Origin of the sequence: Kitasatospora sp. GP82 (assembly GCF_029892105.1) — a bacterium.
GTDB lineage: Bacteria > Actinomycetota > Actinomycetes > Streptomycetales > Streptomycetaceae > Kitasatospora.
The window spans coordinates 120,129-142,345 of record NZ_JARZAJ010000007.1 but is presented as its reverse complement, the minus strand read 5'-3'; the positions used below and the strand labels follow the sequence as shown (position 1 = coordinate 142,345).

The following is a 22,217-nucleotide window of genomic DNA, read 5'->3' as shown; positions in this document are numbered from 1 at the left end:
GCATGTGCACCTACACGACCGTCAAGGACGCCATGGACGGCAGCGCGAAGGGGCCGGGCGGCGCCTGGTTCCATGTGTCCGACGTGACGGTCTACTTCGACCACCCCGTGCACGCGATGGCCGAGCACACCCTCAACATCGACTTCGCCGATCCGAGCAAGGGCCCCTCGGCACGGGTCGCGCTGGAGCTGACCGCCGAGTCCGCCCGCCGACTGGTGGCCGCCATCCAGGAGGCACTCGCGGCGGTCCCCGCCGAACTCACCGCCTGACGCACGGCGCAGGGCACTTCCCCTGTCGGAGAGCCCCTCTGCTCCCTGCCCCGGACGGTCGCCGCGACAGCGGTGCCGGGTGAGGGTGTCCAGGATCTGCCTGCCGTCCGCAGAGTCCTGGACACCCGCAGGGGGAACGGGCCGGGGCGTCTGCGGAGGGTCATTCCTCCAGGGCCGGGGGCAGGCGCAGACCGGCGAGATCCTCGGGCACGTCGGCATTGGGCGGGCGGAACAGCAGCGGAGCCTCGCCGTCGGCGACGGTGGCGGGGGCGTCGGTGAGGCGGAACCGGTCGCGGAGACGGCCGAAGAAGTCGGTGGGCCCCAGCCGGACCAGGCGCAGCCGGGACGGGGCCGGGTACACGCCGACCCAGTCGCCGGGTTCCAGGACTCCGCGCAGCTGGCCGTCGATGCTGACCGCGACCTGCCCGGAGTGCGGCAGTACCCGTGCGGCGACAGGTTCGTCGGGAGCGCTGACCACGGTTCGGTTGAAGGACATGTGAGGGGCGACCGGGGTGAAGACGACGGCGTTGATGCGCGGTGACAACACCGGCCCCCCGGCGGCGAAGCTGTACGCGGTGGAGCCGGTGGGGGTGGCCACGATGACCGCGTCCGCCGAGTAGGAGGCCAGCAGGCGTCCGGCGAAGTAGACCGCGAGGGCGACCTGCCGGTCCCGGGCGAGCTTTTCGAGCACCACGTCGTTCAGGGCGGTGACGTCCAGCGGCACACCCCAGCTCTCCTCGCCGGTGCCCCCCGTACGCGGCTGCGGCGAAGGCAGCGCCGGGCCCCGCCCGTGGCGCAGCAGTGCCTCCATGCCGGCGGGGACCTCCAGTGGGCGGGACGTCCGCAAGGTCAGGGTCATGCGTTCCTCGACCGTGACGCGGTCCTCGTGCACGGCGTCCAGGGCCCGGTGCACCTCGTCGGCCGGGACCTCGGTGAGGAAGCCGACGTGGCCCAGGTCCACACCCAGCACTCTGGCATCGTCCTTGGCGGCGATCCGGGCACCCCGCAGGAAGGTGCCGTCGCCGCCGAGGGTGACGATGAGGTCGGGGTGCCCCGCAGCCGCGGCCTCCTGCTGGCCTCCGAGCCTGGGCCGGTCCTCGTGCCAGACGTCGAGGTCGGTGCAGGGGATGTCGTGCGCGGCGCACCAGGCGCGCACGGTGGCAGCCGCCGCGCGGGCGGCGGGCCGGGCGCCGTGGACGACCAGGCCGATCCGGTTCACTGGCATCTCGCGTACTCCACAACCATCGACGGGACGCCCCGGACCCAGCAGACAGCGCGGACAGGCACTTGGCAAGTCCGCCCCGCGCTGCGGTCACCGGTCAAGCCCAGAGCGCTCCGCTCCGGTCCGCACCCGCCCGTCACGCCCGACGAACGGGCGCAACCCCGGTCGCGGGACCATTACGGCGAGCCCGAGTACTGCCTTCCCGGGCCCGGTGCTGAGAGGCGGCGCGCGGCGGGGTCATCTTCACGGCGGGTTGTAGCGAGTGATGTCGCCGACGTCACGGCGCCACCCTTGCCCCAGCGTGGGCCGTTGCGCTCACTCGGATGCCGCCCGGGCGCCGGTCGTCCGGGCAGGGTCCGGGTGATGCGCCACAGGCGGCGGAGCACCCTCCTCGAAGGGACGGACCGAGGGGGACGGCGGCGGTGCCGCCCGGGGGAGTGGAACCAGCAGGTGACTACATTCGTGTAGACGTTAATGTGGTGCTCGCCCCCCGAACATGAGGAAGACCACTCGATGACATCTGCCGTTTTCCCGCGGATCGCTGTGCGCCGTCTGCTGGCCTGTGCGTTTCTGCTGCTGTGCACCCTGGCTCTGGGCTGGGCCGCGACCACACCGGGCGTGACCCGCGCCGACGTGAGTCTGGACCAGGACATTGCCGGTCACCGCAGCGCCGCGCTGACCACGCTGGCCAAGGCCGCCACCGCCGTGGCCCAGCCCGCGGCCGGCATCGCGCTGGCACTGGTCGTGCCGCTGGCGCTGCTGGTGTGGCGCCGCCGCGCGGATGCGGCCGCGTGCTTCGCTCTGATAACCGGCACCCTGGCCGTCGCCTTTGTCGCCAAGTCTGCGATCAAGGAGGTGCGTCCGCCGTCGCGGCTGTGGGTGATCCCGCCGGACAGCCAGTGGAGCTTCCCCAGCGGGCACACCGCTGTGGCGGCGGCGCTCGCCCTGGTGCTGCTGGTTGTGGTCCGGGGTCGCCGACGGCCGCTCGCCGCCGTGATCGGAGCGGTGTTCGTTGTCGTGGTGGCTGCTTCGCGGATGTATCTGGGCGTGCACTACCTGCCCGATGTGATCGGCAGCTGCCTGGGTGCCGCCGCCGCGGCCGCTGCCGTCGCCGCGCTGGCGACGCTGCCAGCGGTCCGCACCCGCCTGGATCCCCCCGCACACCGCGGCCGCCACGCCGACCGGCGCCGTTGATCCGCTGCGGCGTCGGCGGCCACAACTCGTGCGGAACACCGGCCCCGGGCCAGGGTCTGGAGGATGATGGGCAGGTGCAGATCCGCATCGAAGCGTCGGACCTGCCGGGCCGCGCCTGCGGCGCCGGCGCCGACTTCCCCGGCGCCGACAGCATTCACGTGGGTGTCCAGCGGAAGGACCGCCCGCTCGAACTGCTCGACCTGCAGCCGGGGGACGCCTCAACCGCCGTGTGGACGCTCGACTGCACCGCGGTCGAGACCCCGACGGGCATCGACCTCAGGGGCCGATACATCCAGAACCGGCTGGGCGGGCGGTTCATCTACCTTTCGTGGGTCACGGTGGACGACACCGGTGGTTTCACCATGTTCCGCCGGGCGAAGCTGATGTTCGACGCGATCGGTCAGGACACCATCGCCGCTGCCGTGCGGACCGGGCGCCTCACCGCGCGGTTGCGGCTCACGGATGCCAAGGGCCGCCCTCTGTGCGCCCACGTGCGGCCACCACTGGTGAAGTGGTCCGCCGAGTCCGCCGGCTGACGGCACAGGAGCTGGTCCGCGTCGTGGGGGGACGTGGCAGGCATGGTCGACCGCCAACGGAGCGCCTGACGGCGGCGGCTTCTGCGCGGTGCCTTTTCCGGCGCCGCAGGCCGAGTAGCGGCAGGCGGCGCCGGGCGAGCGGAAAACGGCTACTCGGCGCAGATGCGAACGAGCGTGCGTGCCATCGCCGCGCCCGTCACCACGGCCGTGATGTCCAGTGCCGCCACGACTGCGAGGTTCTCCGGCCAGGTGACACCGGCCGGGTGGGCCACCGCCAGGTACGCGGTGAACGGCAGCTTCCAGCCGCCCCACGCGAAGAGCGACCCCGACCCGAGCCAGCCGAGGACCGTCGGGACCCAGCGGGGAAGCCGAGCAGGCCGGGCACCGCCGAGCGTCCAGACGGCGGCGGTCGCGACCAGCGCCCAGAGACCGGAAACCGCTGCCAGCAGATACCCGTTGGAGTCCCGCGCCGCCGGGTGTGCGATGCCGAGGCGGCCGCCCGCCGCCCAGTACAGCCACCACGCGCCGAGCGCGGCGCCGGCGACGAGCACCCATCGCGAGCGCTGCCCGCTCCTCGGGCCGTCCCCGACTTGCCCGGCGAACGCGTGCGGCCAGCGCCGCCGAAGGTACGCGGGCAGCGCCAGGGCGAGGCCCACGGCCATCCCCGCGAAGCTGAACTCGATGAGGGCACCCTCCCAGTTCGGCATGGACGAGCCGTCGTCCGTCCCGCCCCCGCTGCTCGCGCCACCTGTCGATCCCAGCAGCGAGCCGAGCACGAGGTACGGCAGCATCGAGACCAGGAACCCCGCCCCCACCCACGCGCAGAACGCGAGCGGCACCCCGGGTATCCGCATCCCCCACGGCCGCACCAGCGCGAGGGCGAGGATGATCCCGACTGCCGCCATACCGATGGTCACGGTGTTCAGCGTCACCCACGTCGCCTTGTCGAGCCCGGCCTCGGCCGGCAGCAGTCCCACCAGCGAACCGACCACCCAGGACACCTTGATCAGCAAGTAAGGGGTCAGCGCGATGGCTGCCCCGTAGCCGGCGGATCGGCCGATCCGGTCCCAGCCCTCCATGTGAGCTCCCCTTCCGTCAGCGGGAATCCCATCCTTGCCGCGCAGCTCGGTCGGGTACGTCGGCTGGAGGGCGGAGCCGCCTCCCCCGCGCGGGGGAGCGGTGACTCGTTCTGGGGGCTGGGCGGGCTCCACCCAGGGGACGAACTCCGGAACGGGACGGTCCACACGGGTGGGGTGGGCGATGCCACGTCCCAAGTACCCGTCCCGCCGAGAGCCTGACGCTTGGCGGCGGCTCATTTCCTTTACGGACAAAGGCAGTTCAGCGCGTAAAGTAGTCGTGGGCGCCAAGGACGAGGAGAGCGCCGGGCCGTCGTACCGTCCTTGAATTCGCCGAACGGCACCGAGATGGAGGCGACTTCGACGCCGTCCGGTGTCGCGACCGAGATGTTGATCCCGGTGTCGTGGTCGCGGTTCTCGTTGGCGGTGATGAAGGTGACCGCCCCGGCCGAGAGCGTCGCGCTGCCGTTGTCCGTCATCGGAACCCCCCTGAACTCACGTGCCCGAATGCGGGCATCCCCCTGGCAGGTGCTGAACCTGAGGAACCCCACCCATCGGCTCGTTTGTCACCCCGAAAGGGACAGTGCACGCCCCGGCGCCCCGTCGGCCATCCGAAAGAGTGAAGATCGGTCAGGGGGCAGCGCCTTCCCGAACCCGGGCCTCCGCTCCGGCGGCTGCGATTCTCGTCGGCTGGGCCTCGGCACCCCAACGGCGGGCGAGAACCGCACAGACCATGAGCTGGATCTGGTGGAAGAGCATCAGCGGCAGTACCAGCAACCCGGCGGTAGGTCCGGGAAAGAGGACCGACGCCATCGGAACACCGGCGGCCAGGCTCTTCTTGGAGCCGCAGAAGACGATCGCGATCCGGTCCTGCCGCTCGAACCCCAGCCGGCGGCTGCCCAACGCGCTGGCGGTCAGCACCAGCGTCAGCAGCACCGCCTCCACCACCAACAGCGCCGCGAGCCGGGGCAGGGACAGCGCGCCCCAGACGCCGCCCACCACGCCCGCGCTGAAGGCGCTGTAGACCACCAGCAGGATGGAGCCGCGGTCCACCAGGCCGAGGACCGCACGGTGGCGGGCCATCCGGTCCGCGATCCAGCGGCGCAGCAACTGGCCGGCCACGAAGGGCAGCAGCAGCTGCTCCACGATCCCCAGCACCGAACCCGCCGAAATCCCGCCCCGGGTACTGAGCAGGGCGGCGGCGAGCAGCGGCGTGAGCACGATGCCGAAGAGGCTGGAGAAGGTCGCACTGCAGACGGCGGCCGCCGCGTTGCCGCGTGCGATGGAGGTGAACGCGATCGACGACTGCACGGTGGACGGCAGCAGGGTCAGAAAGAGCAGGCCCTGGTAGAGCTGTGGGGAGAGCAGTTCGGGAACGAGTACCCGGCTCGCCAGTCCCAGCAGCGGGAACAGCACGAAGGTGACGGCGAACACGGTGCTGTGCAGGCGCCACTGCTTCAGACCGTCTAGGGCCTCGCGGGTGGACAGTCGCGCGCCGTAGAGGAAGAACAGCAGGGCGACCGCGCCGTCCGCCGCGTCCGAGACGGCGGGCGCGGCGGGGCCACGGGCGGGGAGCAGGGAGGCCAGGCCGACGGTGCAGAGCAGCGCGGCTATGTAGGGGTCCACGGGCAGGCGGCGTGGGGGCTTCGGTCGAGGCATGGTCTCTCCGCTGACGGGGTTCGGGGGCGGCCGGGGGCGGCCGGGGCGGATTCCCAGCCTGGTCCCCGCCCCGGTGATTGTGAATCCCGTTCGAGGCACTCACTGTCATCATGGATCGTGATGACCGCGGCTAGGCTGGGGATGTGTTCGATCCGGTACAGCTCAGGTCCTTCCTCGCGGTCGCCCAGACCGGCGGGTTCACCAGGGCCGCGCAGCGCCTGGGGCTGCGGCAGTCGACGGTCAGCCAGCACATCCGGCGGCTGGAGGAGGCCGCCGATCGCCGGCTGTTTCTCCGCGACACCCATTCCGTGGAGCTCACCAGCGAGGGGGAGGCCATGCTGGGCTTCGCCCGGTCGATCCTGGAGACGAACGAGCAGGCCCTCGCGTACTTCGCCAGGACGCAGGTCCGGGGCCGGGTACGGTTCGGGGCGTCCGAGGACTTCGTGTACACCGAGCTGCCGCAGATTCTGCGGACCTTCCGGCGCGGCAATCCGCAGGTCGATCTCGAACTCACCGTGGGCCTCAGCGGCGCCCTGTACGAGCAACTCGCCGACGGCAGGCTCGATCTGGTGCTCGGCAAGCGCCCCGCCGGTGGATCGCAAGGACGGCTGGTCTGGCGGGACCAGCTGGTCTGGATCGGTGCCGAGGACTATCGCCCCGACCCGGGCCAGCCCGTGCCGCTGATCGTCTATCCGCCGCCCAGCATCACCCGGGCCCGCGCCCTCGACGTCCTCGAACGGGCCGGGCAGCCGTGGCGGATCGCCTGTACCAGTACGAGCCTGTCCGGGGTACGGGCTGCCGCGCTGGCCGGTCTCGGCGTGATGGCCCATGCGAGCAGCCTGATTCCTCCCGGTCTGCGAGCCATGCCGCACCAGGCGGAGCTGCCGGACCTCGGTGAGACCGAATTCGTCCTGACCTCGGGACGCACGACGGCCCGAGGGCCCGCACGGTCGCTGGCCGACGCCGTCCTCGCGGGTGGTGACCGACTGCACCGCGTCCGGCGTGAGAACCCGGGCCCGAGCCGCTGACCGGGCTGCCGGCCCAGACCGTCCGGCAATTGGGGGGCGGCGTCGCGACGCCGGGGCACGCGCAATCCGGTGGCAGTTGGGACCGAGCTGTTCGACGAGCCACTGCCACGGTTCCTGACCGGCACCGAGCCGACCGACAGGACCGGCGGCTATTGCGCATGGAGCAGCCACCACCGACCGCAACGGGCCTGTCTCGACCGTGAACTGCACCAGAAGGCCTGCGCGTTGAGCGTGCGTCTGACCGGACTGGAGATCAACTGGCCTGCGCCACCGCTGGCGTGCCCATGTGCGATGCGATCGCGGCTGAAAGAGCCGGTGCATCGGTGCGGAGTGATCCGGTGCCGCCGGCCGGTATCCGCCCGGGAAACGGCTGAGGCCCGGCGCACAGAGTGCGCCGGGCCTCAGCCGTTAGTAGCGGGGACAGGATTTGAACCTGCGACCTCTGGGTTATGAGCCCAGCGAGCTACCGAGCTGCTCCACCCCGCGTCGGTAAACCCGACTCTACGCCATCGCGCGCGCATCGCGAAATCCGTAGCCGACCGCACCCCCTGGCCACCGATCCCGCGCCGGAAGGACGGATCGGCGACGGATTCGACACCGGGGATCGTCACGATCTCCCGCTGGTCAGGAGTGGCCCGGACGGCCGTACGCGGGTCTGCCGTGTCGCCCGTTGCCCGCCAGGTCCGACTCCTACTCTGAGTGAATGAGCAGCGACAGCAACAGCGGCAGTGCGGCCATCGACCTCGCGGACGTCCTGGACGACCTTGCCGAGCGGGCCGCCGTACCCGGTACCACCCGGGAGGTGCGGGTGACGATCGAAGCCCCGTACGACGTGGAGCAGCGCACCGTGCGGCTGTCGGCAGATGTCGCGGGCCGGGTCGCGGAGGTGCTCCGCGGGGAGCTCGACACCTTCGGGGCGGACCTGCGCACCGCCGTCGAGGGGCTTGAGGAGGGGAGCGGCGACGAGGCGGGGAACGAGGACGGTGGCCTGGAAGGGCCGGATCCGGAGCGCACCGAGATGTGGTGGGGCTGATCCGGTCGGGGCCGGGAACTGCTGCCGCGGTGGCGCGGCGGCGACAGGTTGGACATCCTGGCTTCGGGTAGACGTCGTCGTAGGGGGGACTGCTGGGGGCCAACGGTAGGAAACCACCATGTCGACACCCGATCCCGACCCTGACCGTACGGCGGGCCTGAACGAACGGCACACCCTGGCCGAGGGCGACACCCCACCCGGCGAGGGCGGTATCTCGGGCATCTCGTATCCGGAACCGCCTGAGGTCGGTCGGGCCTGGGGCCCCTGGGCCATCGGGGTCATCATCCTGGTGGCCGTCGCCGTCTCCGTGATGCTGATCGGGATGATCATTGCGCTGAGCGGCTGACAGACCCACCGGTGCGGAAAGGCGGCCGGTCGGTCGGCCGCTCCGAGGGAGCACGATGAAGCGAACACCAAGCCACCAAACGCTCCACGACATGGGCGGGAACATCGGCCCGGCGGACACCGCCGGAACCAGGCACGACGACGGCAGCTCCGGGTCCGAACGGCGGCCGTCGCCCATCGGGAAGGGCGACACGGCGAACGTCGCGGGGAGCGCGGAGCAGCAGCCGGAGATCGCCCAGGGCCCGGTGCCCGGAGTGCAGCCGGGTGAGCGGTTCGCGAATCCCGCGCACCGGCCGCCGCTCTCCATAGATCCGCCGGGACCGCCCAGGCCCGCGGCCGAGGGCACGCAGTTCGCCGAGGACCTGGACGACTCGGTCACGGTCGATCCGGAGCGGACCGAGCCGCACGACCCGGGCGCCGAGCCGGAGGACGAGGGCATCCCCGACCTCGACAACGGTTCGCCTTCCCGCCGCTGGTCCCAGGACCCGGAGCTGCAGCCTGTGCCGGTCGACTCTCCGGTGGCCGCCGAGTCCTTCGGCACGACCGGAGCCGAACAGGCAGCGGGGCAGTCGCTGGACGCCCGCCTCGCCCAGGAGGAGCCGGACATCGAAGCGGTGGGAGCCGAGGATTCGCCCGAGCCACCCGCCGGATCGCTGGTCGAGGACGACCCGCACTGCGATCTCACCGGGGAGGCCACGGGGGACGAGGTCGGACTGTCGGCCGAGGAACGCGCGATGCACATCCGCGCGGACGACGCGGAGCTGCCGCCCGACGAGTGAGCGGTCGGCGGCGCGGACCGGTCCTGGACCGACCGGGCGTGCTCACGCCTCGCGCCGGCGGCGCAGGTGCTCGCCGCGGGCGAAGCGCCGGAGCCTGCCGAGCGAGGTGAACCTCTCGCGGTTCGCCACGGAAGCCCGGTCCAGTTCCTCCATCAGGCGTCGGGAGCGGTGCTGCAGGTCCAGTTCGTCCAGGATCCGGTCGATCTCGGCCAGTAGTGAGCCGTGCAACTGCCATGCCTCGGGATGCTGCTGGACGCGCCGAAGCAGCATGTGGGCGACGTTCTCACGGCTGGCCCAGGCAGCGGTGAGTTCCGCGGTCAGGCGCCCCTCGGCCTCCTCGGCATTGCGGCTGACCTGCGTTGTCACCAGGACGGCGAAACTGACCAGAGCCCCGCCGATATGCGTGAGCAGCTCCTCCAGCGCGAGCGCCACGTCCGGCGGGAAGAGCTGTTCGTCCTTGTCCCGTCGTTTGGCCAGGTCGGTGAGCGAGCGGGCCAGCACGCGCACCACGACCACGCAGATCTCCAGCGTGTCCAGGCCGGTCCGCAGCACCAGCCGGGAGAGCAGGCCCTCCCTGATTCTCGGGTTCAGCCTGAGGCTGTCCTCCGCCTGCCGGAGCGCGGCGTCGACATCGGCGATGGCCTGGTCGAGACGGCGGGCCTCGTGGAGACGGGCGGCGGCGCGTTCGACCGGTGTCGGACCACCGAGCTCCTCCGCGATGCGCACCAGGAGATGCCGGGCACGGCGGGCGAGGTCCTCGATGGACTCGCCGGCCGTGTCCACCCACACCGGCGGGGCGAACAGGAAGTTGAAGAGCAGACCCACCCCGGCCCCGATCAGGGTCTCCAGCACCCGGTCCCACGCCTGTGAGGCCAGCCGGGTCACCCCGAGCACCAGCATGGCGCTGATCGCGACCTCGTTCACGAACTCGTCGACGCGCACGAAATGCCCGATGGTCAGGGACGCGAGGATGATCAGCCCCAGACTCCACCAGGTCAGGCCCACCACCGAACTGAACCCGATGGCGATCAGCACCCCGACCACGACGGAGTTCACCCTGCGGATGCCGGTGGTCAGCGTGGAGTACAGGGTCACCTGGACGACCAGCAGGGCGGTGAGAGGTGCGGTCAGGGGCGCCGGTTCACTGCTCAGATGCACCGCGACGGCGTAGGAGAGTGTTGCCGCCACCGTCGCCCGCACCGTCAGTACGACGACGGGCTCCCTGAGACGGCGCTTCACGGCCTCGGTCACCGCACCACGTTCGCCAGGCATTCCCCTTCTTCCCGTACAGGCGCCACGGCACCGGAAAGGCCGTGTCCCGCACTCGGACAGTCACCCGCATGAGCCAATGGCCTCGATGCCGCCTGGATGCCGCCGCGAACGGCCGACAGATCGGCTGCCGCGCCGTGCAGTTGACGGTCCCTCAAGCGGCCTCCGGTGCATCGGCAGGTACATCCGTAGGCGCGTCTGCAGGCACACCGCGATCGACCACGGACTTGGCCAGCGCTGCGGCCAGGAGGGCGAACCACACCCCCACGAGAACCAGATGCGCCCGCTGCGGTACGCCGTGCCAGCCGGGCCGGCCGAACAGCGGGCCGACCGTGGCCACCGCGGTCACCAGCGCGGAAGGCAGTACCCAGGGGCCCCAGCGGCGGATCAACGGCAGCCGGGGGCGCTCGATGTCGGCCGAGACGATGAGCAGCGCCATGGAGGCGAAGAGCGCGAAATGGACCAGCGCGCTGGTGGTGGTGTGCCAGGGATTCACGGCCTCGCAGGCGCGCTCCACCGATGCCGCACACCGTATCGGCAGGACCACATCGGCCACGGAGAACGTACCGAAGCCCACCAGGGACCACCATCCGGCAGCGGCCAGGCGGCCCGGGGCCGAGCCGCGTGCCAGTAGCGCTCCCGCCGTCACGAGCACGGCCGAGGCGACCTCGATCCAGCTGAACAGCTGGCGGAAGGGCTGGTCGGCCGCATAGAGCTCACTCACGTAGGAGTGCCGGGGATCCAGGCCCGTCGGCAGGAGGAACTCCAGAAGCCAGTCGTTGTAGACCACCGAAGCCAGGGTCAGCAGCAGTGCGGCCCACAGCGTGCGCCGATGCCCGGACCAGCGGTGCGGCCCGGTGAGCGCGGGGGACAGGTGCACGGTTCTCCTCGGAAGCCGTCGGCGAGTGCCGGTCCGACCCCACGGTGCCACCCAAGGTCTCCAAGCTTCGCCCGACACCACCGCAGCAGCTCCAGAAGGCGGCATCGGACGGCTCTCGGCGGCCGGATGAGCACCCGCAAGGCGCATCGCCGGCCGCACCGCGCGGCTCGGGGCGGGTCAGCTGTTCCTCAGCAGGGCGGTCAGCGCGTCGACGTTCTGCTGCTCGTCCCTGGCGAGGGACTCGATCAGGGTGCGGGTGGTCGGATCGCGGTCGCCGAGCCAGCGGGCGATCTCCAGGTAGGTGGCGATGACGGTCCTTGCGGCGACCAGGTTCTGCTCCAGCAGGGCCGTGAGTGCGGCGCCCTCGGGGGCCGCGTAGGTGGTGTGCGCGCGCTGCGCCAGGGTCGAGGGGGCGAAGTTCGGTCGGCCGCCGAGCTGGGCGATCCGTTCCGCGACGGCCGTCGCGTGCTCCATCGCCTTGTCGGCGTGGGCCGTGAAAAGCTCGCTGACCTGCGTGCCGGCATCTCCGCGCGCCTTGATCGCGTGTCGGGTGTAGCGCAGCCAGCCGACCACTTCGGTCGTCACCACGTCATTGAGGACGCTCACCACTCGCTCGGTGTCCAGCCCGTACGCGCCGGTGACCGGGCCCGCGGCCATGGTCTGCCGGGCCTCCTTGCGGATTCGCTCCACGTCCAGCACCAGGCTGTCGGTCATGGGCCTGCCTCCTCGTGCCATCGCTGCTCTCGTCGCGGTGTGCACCTGTGCACGCGCGCGCTCACGGGTACGGACCCGGGCTCCCCGCTGCCGCCCGCCGTCACGGAGGAACGTATGTCCCGACCACGGCGGCCGAAACCGCACCGCGTCACACGGGTGGGCGGGGAGGACTCCCGCAGGAGCCGAACCGCCCGCAGCGCGGCCGATTGAGGACGCGGCCGATGTTAGAACGTGCGGACTTCGGGCAACCGCGAGGTGGAGTCCCGCCACCGTGGACCGAGGAGGTGGCGACGATGGATGGTCCTGCGCTGTCCCGGCGAGAGCGACAGATCCTGGCAGCCATCGAGGCGGATCTCAAGGCCGACACCGGGCTCGACCGGAGGCTGAGCACCATGACCCTCGGTCGGCTGTGGCGTCTGTGGCTGCAGGTGTGCTCCGTCACCGGCTCCACCGCGGTGTTCCTGACCGCCTGCTCGCTCGGGCTGATGACCGTCGCGGTCCAGGTCGACTCCGTCCCGGTGCTGGCTCTCTTCGGCCTGTTCTGGCTGGCCACCCTGATCGCCCTCGTCGGGCTGGTCGGCCGCCGGCTGCTGCCCCACTGAGACCTCACGGGCACGGTGGGGCAGCAGCCGGCGCACCACTGCTCAGGGGGAGGGCCGCGCCAAGCCCGCACCGAGATGTCTCCAGCGCACCGGATCGGTGCTGCCGGCCGCAGGCCGGCCGACGGGATTCGCCCTCGGCAACGCACCGTGGTCGCTGCAGTCGAGGACGAGCGCCTCGTTGCCCCCGCGCTGGAACTCGTAGTCGACCCGCTCCAGCCGGGTCGGGATGCCGTAGCCGGCCAACTCCTCCCGGATGCGCTCCAGCGGGCCGTACCGCTCGTCGCTGGTGTGCAGCAGCACCGGGAACAGCCGGACCTGCCGGCGGGCCACGCGCGCCATTTCGAGCAGGGCGCTCAGGTGGAAGGCCGCGTCGAGCTGCGCCCCGTAGGAGAACAGCAGGTGGGAGCTGAGCACGAGGTCGAAGGAGCGATCGGCGAAGGGCAGGTCGGGCAGGGAGCCCGCGACGTAGCGGTCCGGGCGTGCGGCGAGATCGGCGGCGAAGGTGCGCGCGGCCTGGGCGCGCAGCCGGGTGTAGCGCTCGACGCCGCCGAACCACGTCCAGACGAAACTCGACTCGTTCTCCACGAGGAACGCGTGCTTGTGTTCGATCTCGCGCAGCACCAACGTGCCCAGCCTGTCCCGGTCCCGACCGTACTGGGGGTCGACGGCGACGGCGTCCGTACCGCGCGCCCCGGCCAGTGCCACGAAGCTCGCCGCCCCGCCCGGGCAGTCCAGTACACGCAGGGAGAGGTCGTGGTCCGACAGTGCGAACATCGCTCGGTACTCGTCGAAGGATCGGGCGCTGACGAGCATGCTCTCAGCCCCTCCCGATGAACGGCATCGTCGTCGGCAGCACGGTGAGGAACTGCACGTTGGTGTCCAGCGGCATCGACGCCATCAGCAGCAGCGCTTCGGTGAAGCGCGCCACGGGAATCGTCGCCTCCACGGCCATGGTCCCGTCGGCCTGCATGGCGGGTGGTTGCGGGCTCCCGTCCACCGGAGCCACGTTGCCGACGTCGATCTGCCCGCAGGCGATGCCGTACTGCCGTCCGTCCAGCGACAGCGCTCGGGTCAGTCCGAGAACGGCATGCTTGGCCGTGGTGTAGGCGATGGAGTTCGGCCGTGGCGAATGCGCCGACGGGGCACCGTTGTTGATGATGCGCCCGCCCATCGGTGACTGCGACCGCATCGTGCGGAAGGCCTCCTGCGCGCAGAGGAAGGTGCCGGTGACGGTGGTGTCCATCACCCGGGTCCAGTCCTCGAACGGTACGTCCGCGATCGGCCTCCGCAGGGTGGCCGCGCCCGCGTTGTTGAACAACAGGTCCACCCGGCCGAAGAGTTGGCTCACGCTCCTGAACAGGGCTGCGACCTCGTCGGGGTTCCTGATGTCGGTCGGGACGGCGGTCATCCGGTGCGGGTCGGCTCCCGCGAGTCCGACGGTCTCCTCGAGCGCTTCCTTGCGCCGGCCGGCCAGTGCGACCGACCATCCGGCTTCGAGCAGAGCGAGCGCACTGGCCCTGCCGATTCCGCTGCCGCCACCGGTGACGATGGCGACCTTGCCGTTTCCCTCCGCGCCGGCAGTCACAGGACCTCCGTGTTCATCCACACCCTGAGCATGCGGCGGGATCCGGGTCCCGGTTCGTCGACGTAGGGCGAACGCCCGTGCAGCACCCGGCTGTTGCGGATGATCAGCAGATCGCCCGCCGCCATGGACAGGCCGAAGGCGATCTCCGGCCGGTAGAGGACCTCGTCGAGGACACCGAGGGCCTCCCACTGGCGTGCGCTCAGCGGCGGGCCGCCCTTCTCGGGAGACGTCCGCACCGTGCGGGGCTGGTAGTAGCAGCTCACCGTCCCGTCCTGTCCGGTGGAGAAGATCGGGGCGACGACGATCTGCTCGCCGGCGCGGCCGGTCCGGTCGAAGGTCCACTCCTCGCGGAGCGTGGTGAGGACATCCGGCCGCTCTCGCTCGATGATGTCGTGGACGTTCCGTGCGCTTGCCAGTTTGGTGTCTCCCCCACCCCGTACGGCGGGCTGGAGGCAGAGCAGGACGAGCAGGTCGCAGGTGTCGCAGTGGAACCCGAGCTCGGTCGCCCCGTCACCGTCGCGGTCACGGAGCACCTGGGTCAGGTCGCCCTGGGCGTTCTGGACGACGATCTCCCCGAACTCCCGCAGCACGAACGACAGTCCGGCCACGATGTCGTCCTCGGGCGCGGCCGGATCCATCAGGTTGCCCACGTGCGCGAAACCCGCCGACCGGGTGCTGCCGAGCACGAAGGTGCGCAGCATCTCGCGCACCCTGTCGGCCCGGTGCCACCGCCCGGCCTGCGCGTCCGCCCACAAGAGCTTCTTGTCGCCGTCGCTGAGCGACATCGACCAGAGCGCACGTCGAGACGCCAGATCCGTGCTGCTCCAGCCGATCTCGGTCACCGTGTCATCGGACATGTCGTGGATTGCTCCCTTCATCATCGGTACCAGGTACTCAGTCGGTCGTGACGGCTACGGCCTTCGACCACAGCGCCAGCGACTCGTCGATCTGCTCGGCGGTGACGACCAGTGCCGGGATCATCCGAACGACGTTCAGGTACGTCCCGCAGGTCAGCAGCAGCAGACCGAGGTCGGCGGCCGCCCGCTGGGCGCGCTGTGCGGTGGCCGGATCGGGGGAGCCGTCGGGGTGGCAGAACTCGTTGCCCACCATGAGCCCGAGGCCGCGCACGTCGGCGATGGCCGGGGCGCCGGCCGCGACCTTCCGCAGCCCGTCCACCAGGCGCCGTCCCTGCTCGGCGGCGTTCTCCACGAGGCGCTCGTCGCGGATGACGTCGAGCGTCGCGAGTGCGGCGGCGCACGCCACCGCGTTCCCGCCGTACGTCCCGCCCTGCGAACCCGGCCAGGCCTTCCGCATCAGCGCGGTCGGCGCCGCGATCGCGGAGAGCGGGAAGCCACTGGCCAGCCCCTTGGCCGTGATCAGTACGTCCGGCACGACATCGTCGTTGTGCTGGTGGGCCCAGAACCTGCCGGTCCGGCCGAACCCGGTCTGTACCTCGTCCAGCACCAGCAGGATCCCGTGGCGGTCCGCGCGTTCGCGCAGTCCGGCCACGAAGCCCGCCGGGGCCGGAACGTAGCCGCCCTCGCCCAGCACCGGCTCGACGAACATCGCGGCGGTCTCGCCGGGTGCGCTGACGGTGGCGAGCACGTGGTCAAGACCGCGCAGGGCGTACTCCACGGCCGCCTCCTCGCTCATCCCGAGCCGGAACGCGTAGGGGAACGGCGCCACCGCGATGCCGGGGATCAGCGGACCGATTCCGGCGCGGAACCGTGTGCCCGCGGTGGTGAGGGCCGCCGCACCCATCGTGCGCCCGTGGAAGGAGCCGTCGAACACGATCGCGTTCGGCCGGCCGGTGGCATGCCGGGCGAGCCGCAGCGCGGCCTCCACCGCTTCACTGCCGGAGGCGGCATAGAACAGCGAGTCCAGGCCGTCGGGCAGCACCTCGCCGAGACGCTCGGTGAGGGTCAGCAGGGGCTCGTGCAGCACGGTCGTGTACTGCCCGTGGATCAACCGGCCGACCTGCCGCTGAACCGCCTCGACCACCCGCGGGTGGCAGTGGCCCGTGCTGGTCACCCCGACCCCGGAGGTGAAATCGAGGTAGCGCCGGCCGTCCGCGTCGAAGAGGTGGATCCCTTCTCCTCGGGTGGCGACGACGGGCGTGGCTTGTTTGAGCACCGGGGACAGCTGAGACACGGGGCCTACCCTCTGTTTGGTGGAATACGCGGTGATGGCACTGCGGTGACGGCTGTGGTCAGGCCGTCCGGCCGGAGACCACGGGCGACGGGAGAAAACCGACTCCGGCCGCCCACGACAGGGCGGCGGACCACCACTGAGGGGTCGGCGGGGCGAAGCGCACGCCGACGCGGCCGAGCACGGACGTCGTGTACGAGCTGTCGACGACGACGTTGCGGTCCTCCAGCTGGGACCAGGCCGACGCCAGCCGGGCTGCCCTCGGATGGGTCTGTTCGGCGCGGGCCATGGCCCGGGCGAACGTGTCGTCGTCGGTCAGCACGATCTGGTAGCCGTAGTCGACGAGCCATCCGACGAGCTCGTCATGGGGTACCTCGTAGGGCGTCTCGACGTGGTACACGCCGGGCGCGGCGTGTGGATTCGTCGCGATCGCCGCGATCCCTGCGGCCACCGTGTCGACATGGGAGAACGCGAAGGTCGTCGACGGCCGCCTCGGCGCCGCGCCGGCCAGCACATAGCCACGGACGAGCTGGTAGATCCGGTTGTCCCCGATGTTGCGCTGGAACGCACCGGTGCGGCTGTGCGCGGCGATGTGACCGCTCCGGTGGATGTAGTACTGACGGCCCGACGCCGCCCAGGACCGGACGCTCTCCTCGGCTCCGAACTTCGCCCGCTCGTAGGGGGTGCGGAAGCTCTGGCCGATTCGCAGGTCGGCCTCGCTGAAACGGCGGGCGGGCCCGTCGACGCTGCCGGCGACGGCGAGCGTCGAAACATGGTGGAAGCGGGCCTGGGGGGCCTGGGCGTCGATCCAGCCCAGCAGCCGCTGGACCGCAGCGTGGTTGGTCTGCTCCAGCTCGGCGGGCGAGGCCACCAGGCGGACGTCCGCAGCGGCGTGGACGACGACATGCGCGGCGCGGGCGCGGGCGAGACCGGCCCGGGACAGACCGAGGCCCTCCCGGTCGATGTCACCGGCGACCACATCCACCCGGTCGCGTCCGGTGTCGAGCCGTCGAGCGGCGTCGGCGTCGCGCTCTCCGCGTACCAGGCAGGTGACGTGCGCGCCCCGGTCGACGAACTCGGTGAGCAGATGCCTGCCCAGATAGCCGGTGGCCCCGGTGAGCAGCACCCGCGTCGGTTCGCTCACCCTCCAGCGGCCGCCGCCGGGGCGCGTCCCGGTCCCCGGGTGCAGCAGCTGACCGGAGGTCGACGCCGGCGTCCTGGTGTGCGGAAGGGCCGGGGCCTCGACCGCGGCCGCCACGCTGCGGGCGAAGGAGGCGACGATGCCGTCCGCACTGCCGTGGGACAACTTCGGCCACGTGTACACCAGATCGGTCACCAGCCGGTCCTCGACGATGCGTGCGGTGAGGCGGAGCAGGTAGAGCGGATCCCCGGCCGTGCACCGGGCCGTTCCGGCCTGCTCGTCCGCGACGGACCAGCCCAGCGACGGCTCGTCGGGCAGCCGGAACGTCCCGAGGAAGTTGAACCCGACCTCGGGGCGAGAACCTGCCGTGTCCATCGGCAGCTCGGTCGCCTCCCCGACGCGACGCCCGACCTCGCGCACCCGCTCGGCCACCGCAGGGCGACCCGCGCTGTCGACGCTGCCGGTCCGGTCGGGGGAGTCGACGGTCACCCATTTCACGGCCGTGAACCAGCCGACGGTGTCCAGGTACTCGCCGTCGTCGCCCGAGACATCGCGGCCGTGGGTCTCGACCTCCACCGCAAGACGGGACTGGCCGCTCCAGCCCGACACGGCGTCGGCGAAAGCCGACAGCAGGAACGCTTCGAGCCCCTGCCCTCGTCCGTACCGCCCGACGAGCCGGGCGGTCGCGCCCTCGTCGAGAGCCCAGCTGATGGCTGCCGGTTCGGTACCGCCGGTCACGCTGGTCACGCCGGTCACGGGAAGGCGCGGCGCATCCGTCCCGGCGACGGTGGACGCCGACGGCGAGGCTGCGGCCCACCGGTAGAAGTCGGCCGTCGGGGGAAGGTCGGCCTGCTGCCCGGACAGCGCCGCCCGGTACGCACGGGCGAAGTCGTCGAGCAGGATCCGCCAGGAGAGACCGTCGATGGCCAGGTGGTGCACGATCACAGCCAGCCGGTCGTCGACGCCGGGCGGGCCGGTGAAGAGATGGATCCGGATCAAGCGCCCCGCCGCCGGGTCGAGGCTGCGGTGCAGTTCGGTGCAGACGCCGTCGATCACCTCTGCAAGTCGGCCCGCCGGTCGCGGAATCGAGGAGAAGGACACCACGTCCAGATCGCCCACGGGCCGCGGGTCGCCGGGACCGTCCGGAGAGAGGGGCTGCCGCAGTGCCGGATGACGCTGGAGGACGCCCTCGACGGCCGCCGAGAGAGCCGCGGCGTCTACGGCCGCCTCGCACCGCAGGACAACCGACTGGTTCCAGTGCCGGAGGTCGTCGACGGGCTGCCTGAACAGCCACCGCTGGGCCGGCGCAAGCCGCCGGTCCCGGCCACCGTCCGGGGCTGCGGCCGACACTGACGCACCGTCATGTACCGGGGTGGCGACGGAGGCCAGGAGTGTCGGTGTCGGGTTCTGGTAGAAGTCCTCGAACGCGACGCGGTACCCGGACCGGCGCAGTAGCGCGACCGTGCGCATGGCGAGGATCGAGTCCCCGCCGAGACTCAGCACGTCGGCGTGCGGACCGACGAAGGGCAGGCCGAGCGCGCCCGCCCAGAGGTCCGCTATGGAGCGCACCAGCTCCGTGTCGATCCGGTCCGACGGGGCCGCCTGCCCCGTCTTCGCCCGTCGCGCCCGGGCTTCGATGATCCCGCTGACGACCGCGCCGAGGCGCTCGCGGTCGAGCTTCCCGTTCGAGCCGATCGGGAAGTCCTGCACCGCGATGATCGGTTGCGGGACCGAGTACCCGGGCAACCGGTCGCGCAGGTGGGAGTGGAGCGCGTCAACCGTCACGCGCTCGCCGTGCCCGTCCGCCGACCGCACGGCGGCCAGCAGTTGGCTGCCCGTGGGAGTGTCCCGAACTATCACCGCGGACTTGACGATGCCCGGGAACTCCTCCATGGCCCGCTCGACCTCGGCGAGATCGACCCGGAAACCCCTGACCTTGACCTGGCGGTCGGACCGGCCGAGAAAGACGAGGTTCCCGTCCGGTCGGCGACGGCATACATCGCCCGTCCGGTACACCCTTCCCCAACCTCCGGCCGGGGGTACCCCCTCGCCGTCGTGCCGGGTGAAGCGGCGCGCGGTCTCGTCGGGCCGGCCGAAGTAGCCGGCGCTGACGCCCTTCCCGCCGATGAAGAGTTCGCCCTCCGCGCCATCGGGGACCGGCTCTCCGGTGCCGTCCAGCAACCTGAGGTCCACCTCGCCGATCGCGGTGCCGATGGGGACCGTCGCCTCGTCCGCAGGCAGGTCGCTCGGCGCCGAGGCGAGAAAACAGGTGGCACCGACGGTCGTCTCCGTCGGCCCGTAGTGATTGGCCACCCGGGCCGTGACGCCACCGTCGAGCAGGCCGGCGGCGAACGTCCGCGGCAGCGCCTCACCGCCCAGGAGCACGGTGTGCAGGGCAGGGCTCGCGGAGGGCCGCCCTTCCAGCAGCGCCATCAGATGCGACGGCGTCGTCTTCAGGACCGACACTCCGGCGCTGCGCAGGGATGCCCAGAAGGCCTCCGGGTCGCGTACCTCGTGATCAGGAACGACGTGCACCGAACCCGCGGTCGCGAGCGCGAGCAGCCAGGAGGTGTGGCCGAGGTCGGCAGCCAGCGTGGTGACGTGGGCGATGCGCGGGGCGTCGGCGTCGGTGAGCCCGAGCCGGTGGCGCAGCGACCGGGCGTAGTGCACCGCGTTGGCGTGGGTGACGGCGACGGCCTTCGGTGCTCCGCTCGAACCCGAGGTGAAGGAGAGGTACGCCAGATCCGTGTCCGGGCCCAGGACGGTGAGGGGCTGGCCGGCAGGGCTGCCGGCAGCCAGCGCATCGACGTCGAGGACCTCGGTGCGGTAGGCCTCCGGTGCCCGGACCGCCGCGTCCGTGGTGAGCGCGCAGCTGACCTGGACGGCGTCAAGACGCCTGTGCAGGTCGGGACCGGACCATTCCGGGTCGGCCATCACCGCAGCGGCGCCCGAACGCAGAACACCGTGCAGCAAGGCGCACAATCGGGCGTCCCTGGGCCCGAGCAGCGCCACCCGGTCCCCGCGGCCGACGCCGAGCTCGCGCAGGTGGCCTGCGACCTGGCTGGCCACCATGTCGAGCGTTCGGTAGTCGAACGAGTGGAGCCCGTCGGTCAGGGCGGGCCGGTGCGGGTGAACCCGGGCATTGTGTGCCAGCAGATCGGTCAGCGACAAGGTGGACCGTATCGCACACGTCACGTTTGCTCGTCTCCGGTCTGTGCGGGCGGCGTCATGATGGTCGATCTGTCTCCTGCGTCGAGGTGGGTCCGGACATCGCCCGCGACGAAGGCCTCCAGCCGCTCCTCGTGGGGCAGGCGCCGGGCCAGTTCCCAGGCGATCATTCGATGCAGGCCGTCCAGGTGGACGAGGCCGCTTCCGAGACGGAGGTCCGAGTAGTCGGAATGCGGCACCGGGAGAGTGCTGAGGTACACGGGGGTGAGCGGTGACGACTTCAGCAGTTCGAGCTTTGCCGCACACACCGGGTTCGCTTCGGCCCACTCGGCCCCGCCGGACCGGACGCGCTCCGCGGCCTGCCCCACCGTCAGCCCGGCCCGCGGAACGAGTTCGAGCTTGCCGCCCTCGCTGAGGTGCCAGGGCAGCATGACGTCGAGGACCTCCGCCCGCGACAGCCGCACTCCCCACCAGCTGCCGAGCAGCTGCTCGGCACGCTGGAGGTTCTCCTCCCCGTCCTGGTTGGTGTTCGCCTCGTGCGTCTGCCCGACCGGGTGATACCCCAGGTAGATCTCCTGGACCTCGGCGAACGTGACCGAGCTGACAACTTTCACACCGATGCCTCTCAGGTGGTTCTGGTGTACTCGGTGAAGTGCCGGTCCGCGAACAGTTCCGGCCACCGCCCGTGATCGAGGTTGAGCTCTCGGGCCCGGGCGAGCATCTGTCGCCAGTAGGGTTTGACCGGCCGCCAGCGCGCTCCCACCTGGCAGTACGACGCGTCGACGAAGTAGCGGGGCCGACCGGGTCCGTCCGGGGCGGGTCTGCGGGTGTGGAACAGCGCCGAGTTGAGCAGCACGGTCGAGCCGGCCGGCAGCCGGTCGATGACGACCTCACCCGGCAGTCCCGCAGTGCCGAGGTGGACAAGCGCGGTCTTGCCGACGGACTCGCGATGGGAACCGGGCAGAACCGCGAGGCTCCCGACCGTTTTGTCGAGGCCGCCGAGGTAGTGCAGCGCGTGGACCATCAACAGCGACGGATCCGCACGGTCATTGGGTTCGTAGTCGTGGTGCCAGGGCTTGCCCGCGATGTCGGGGCTCTGCCTGTCGCTGTGCAGATGGTGGAAGACGAACGAAGGGCCCATGAGGTCCGCGAGCGCGCGCATCAGCAGGCGGTGGGTGAGAAGTTCACCGTGCCCCGGCAGCTCCAGTTCCATGACCGGGGGCGGCTCGTGCGTGACCGGATCGACGCAGGAGGCTATCGAGCGAGCGCGCAGACCCTCGTCGACCCAGCGGTCCACTTCGGGCACGAGCCGGTTCCGGAGGGTCTCCGACAGGAGACCGGGAAGGACCAAATATCCTGATTCCGCAAACTGATCCAGCTGTGCGGCGTCGAGGGCCTCACGCTCCTCAAGAAACAGTGGCACTAAAATTATTCACCCTTTCAGGCGACGATGACGCGTCATTCACCGCAGGCTTCAGGCGATTCAATCACCACGGAAGGGCACGAACTGACCATGCCCGGTCGGATTCTGCGTGATGGAGTCTGGGGTTCCGAGAGCGCGCCTCACAA

General features: G+C 71.2%; 22 protein-coding genes and 1 tRNA gene. 8 read left to right on the top strand and 15 right to left on the bottom strand.

What is annotated here, in order from left to right; translation table 11 throughout:
* Positions 1-2: 2 nt before the first annotated feature.
* Positions 3-269, top strand: coding sequence for a DUF6295 family protein (locus P3T39_RS09715; protein WP_280696987.1), 267 nt, complete (start codon positions 3-5; stop codon positions 267-269).
* Between the two features lie 160 nt (positions 270-429).
* Here the strand turns inward: P3T39_RS09715 and P3T39_RS09710 are convergent, their stop codons facing one another.
* Positions 430-1,494 (bottom strand): NAD(+)/NADH kinase, encoded by a 1,065-nt coding sequence (locus P3T39_RS09710; RefSeq protein WP_280696986.1) that lies wholly within the window; start codon positions 1,492-1,494, stop codon positions 430-432.
* A gap of 510 nt (positions 1,495-2,004) precedes the next feature.
* Here P3T39_RS09710 and P3T39_RS09705 point away from each other — a divergent pair.
* Both P3T39_RS09705 and P3T39_RS09700 read left to right on the top strand, forming a co-directional pair.
* Positions 2,005-2,685 carry a phosphatase PAP2 family protein gene (locus P3T39_RS09705; RefSeq protein WP_280696985.1) on the top strand — a complete coding sequence of 227 codons (681 nt, stop codon included), beginning with the start codon at positions 2,005-2,007 and terminating at the stop codon, positions 2,683-2,685.
* A gap of 74 nt (positions 2,686-2,759) precedes the next feature.
* Complete coding sequence (locus P3T39_RS09700) at positions 2,760-3,221, top strand: DUF5990 family protein (RefSeq protein WP_280696984.1); 462 nt, start codon at positions 2,760-2,762, stop codon at positions 3,219-3,221.
* 149 nt (positions 3,222-3,370) lie between these two features.
* Here P3T39_RS09700 and P3T39_RS09695 read toward each other — a convergent pair whose 3' ends face one another.
* The 3 genes from P3T39_RS09695 to P3T39_RS09685 form a co-directional block, all read right to left on the bottom strand.
* The gene (locus P3T39_RS09695) at positions 3,371-4,300 is read right to left on the bottom strand and encodes a hypothetical protein (RefSeq protein ID WP_280696983.1); all 930 of its coding nucleotides are present in this window, start codon (positions 4,298-4,300) and stop codon (positions 3,371-3,373) included.
* Between the two features lie 242 nt (positions 4,301-4,542).
* Positions 4,543-4,776, bottom strand: a complete 234-nt coding sequence (locus P3T39_RS09690; protein WP_280696982.1) for a hypothetical protein — start codon at positions 4,774-4,776, stop codon at positions 4,543-4,545.
* 151 nt (positions 4,777-4,927) lie between these two features.
* Positions 4,928-5,956 carry a bile acid:sodium symporter family protein gene (locus P3T39_RS09685; protein ID WP_280696981.1) on the bottom strand — a complete coding sequence of 343 codons (1,029 nt, stop codon included), beginning with the start codon at positions 5,954-5,956 and terminating at the stop codon, positions 4,928-4,930.
* A 143-nt stretch (positions 5,957-6,099) separates the two neighbouring features.
* Here P3T39_RS09685 and P3T39_RS09680 point away from each other — a divergent pair, with 143 nt between their 5' ends.
* The gene (locus P3T39_RS09680) at positions 6,100-6,984 is read left to right on the top strand and encodes a LysR substrate-binding domain-containing protein (RefSeq protein ID WP_280696980.1); all 885 of its coding nucleotides are present in this window, start codon (positions 6,100-6,102) and stop codon (positions 6,982-6,984) included.
* 412 nt (positions 6,985-7,396) lie between these two features.
* Here the strand turns inward: P3T39_RS09680 and P3T39_RS09675 are convergent.
* A tRNA-Met gene (locus P3T39_RS09675) sits at positions 7,397-7,470 on the bottom strand.
* 217 nt (positions 7,471-7,687) lie between these two features.
* On the opposite strand from P3T39_RS09675, the gene P3T39_RS09670 reads away from it, so the two are divergent.
* From P3T39_RS09670 to P3T39_RS09660, 3 genes are all read left to right on the top strand, one after another.
* Positions 7,688-8,017, top strand: a complete 330-nt coding sequence (locus tag P3T39_RS09670) for a hypothetical protein (protein ID WP_280696979.1) — start codon at positions 7,688-7,690, stop codon at positions 8,015-8,017.
* A 118-nt stretch (positions 8,018-8,135) separates the two neighbouring features.
* The gene (locus P3T39_RS09665; RefSeq protein WP_280696978.1) at positions 8,136-8,363 is read left to right on the top strand and encodes a DUF6480 family protein; all 228 of its coding nucleotides are present in this window, start codon (positions 8,136-8,138) and stop codon (positions 8,361-8,363) included.
* A gap of 91 nt (positions 8,364-8,454) precedes the next feature.
* Entirely contained in the window at positions 8,455-9,141 is a 687-nt protein-coding gene (locus tag P3T39_RS09660; protein ID WP_280696977.1) for a hypothetical protein, read from the top strand.
* Between the two features lie 42 nt (positions 9,142-9,183).
* Here the strand turns inward: P3T39_RS09660 and P3T39_RS09655 are convergent, their stop codons facing one another.
* The 3 genes from P3T39_RS09655 to P3T39_RS09645 all read right to left on the bottom strand — a co-directional run bounded on the left by P3T39_RS09655 (position 9,184) and on the right by P3T39_RS09645 (position 12,004).
* Positions 9,184-10,413 (bottom strand): aromatic acid exporter family protein, encoded by a 1,230-nt coding sequence (locus P3T39_RS09655; RefSeq protein WP_280696976.1) that lies wholly within the window; start codon positions 10,411-10,413, stop codon positions 9,184-9,186.
* A 151-nt stretch (positions 10,414-10,564) separates the two neighbouring features.
* Positions 10,565-11,290 carry a DUF998 domain-containing protein gene (locus tag P3T39_RS09650; protein ID WP_280696975.1) on the bottom strand — a complete coding sequence of 242 codons (726 nt, stop codon included), beginning with the start codon at positions 11,288-11,290 and terminating at the stop codon, positions 10,565-10,567.
* Between the two features lie 177 nt (positions 11,291-11,467).
* Entirely contained in the window at positions 11,468-12,004 is a 537-nt protein-coding gene (locus P3T39_RS09645; protein WP_280696974.1) for a ferritin-like domain-containing protein, read from the bottom strand.
* A gap of 293 nt (positions 12,005-12,297) precedes the next feature.
* Between P3T39_RS09645 and P3T39_RS09640 the strand changes: the two genes are divergently transcribed.
* On the top strand, positions 12,298-12,606 hold the full coding sequence (locus tag P3T39_RS09640) for a hypothetical protein (protein WP_280696973.1): 309 nt from the start codon (positions 12,298-12,300) through the stop codon (positions 12,604-12,606).
* 42 nt (positions 12,607-12,648) lie between these two features.
* On the opposite strand, the gene P3T39_RS09635 is transcribed toward P3T39_RS09640, so the two are convergent.
* Genes P3T39_RS09635 through P3T39_RS09605 form a run of 7 tightly spaced genes read right to left on the bottom strand, consistent with a single transcriptional unit; the run spans position 12,649 to position 22,071 of the window.
* Complete coding sequence (locus P3T39_RS09635) at positions 12,649-13,419, bottom strand: methyltransferase domain-containing protein (RefSeq protein WP_280696972.1); 771 nt, start codon at positions 13,417-13,419, stop codon at positions 12,649-12,651.
* Between the two features lie 4 nt (positions 13,420-13,423).
* Positions 13,424-14,191, bottom strand: coding sequence for an SDR family oxidoreductase (locus P3T39_RS09630; protein ID WP_280696971.1), 768 nt, complete (start codon positions 14,189-14,191; stop codon positions 13,424-13,426).
* A complete protein-coding gene (locus P3T39_RS09625; protein WP_280696970.1) occupies positions 14,188-15,048 on the bottom strand; it encodes a TauD/TfdA family dioxygenase in 861 nt (286 codons plus the stop codon). The genes P3T39_RS09630 and P3T39_RS09625 overlap by 4 nt, the downstream gene beginning before the upstream one ends.
* A 37-nt stretch (positions 15,049-15,085) precedes the next feature.
* Positions 15,086-16,342 carry an aminotransferase class III-fold pyridoxal phosphate-dependent enzyme gene (locus P3T39_RS09620; protein ID WP_280696969.1) on the bottom strand — a complete coding sequence of 419 codons (1,257 nt, stop codon included), beginning with the start codon at positions 16,340-16,342 and terminating at the stop codon, positions 15,086-15,088.
* 58 nt (positions 16,343-16,400) lie between these two features.
* Positions 16,401-20,651 carry an amino acid adenylation domain-containing protein gene (locus P3T39_RS09615; protein WP_280696968.1) on the bottom strand — a complete coding sequence of 1,417 codons (4,251 nt, stop codon included), beginning with the start codon at positions 20,649-20,651 and terminating at the stop codon, positions 16,401-16,403.
* Positions 20,652-20,671: 20 nt separating this feature from the next.
* Entirely contained in the window at positions 20,672-21,262 is a 591-nt protein-coding gene (locus P3T39_RS09610) for a DUF6309 family protein (protein WP_280696967.1), read from the bottom strand.
* 11 nt (positions 21,263-21,273) lie between these two features.
* Positions 21,274-22,071 (bottom strand): phytanoyl-CoA dioxygenase family protein, encoded by a 798-nt coding sequence (locus tag P3T39_RS09605; protein ID WP_280696966.1) that lies wholly within the window; start codon positions 22,069-22,071, stop codon positions 21,274-21,276.
* Between the last annotated feature and the right edge of the window lie 146 nt (positions 22,072-22,217).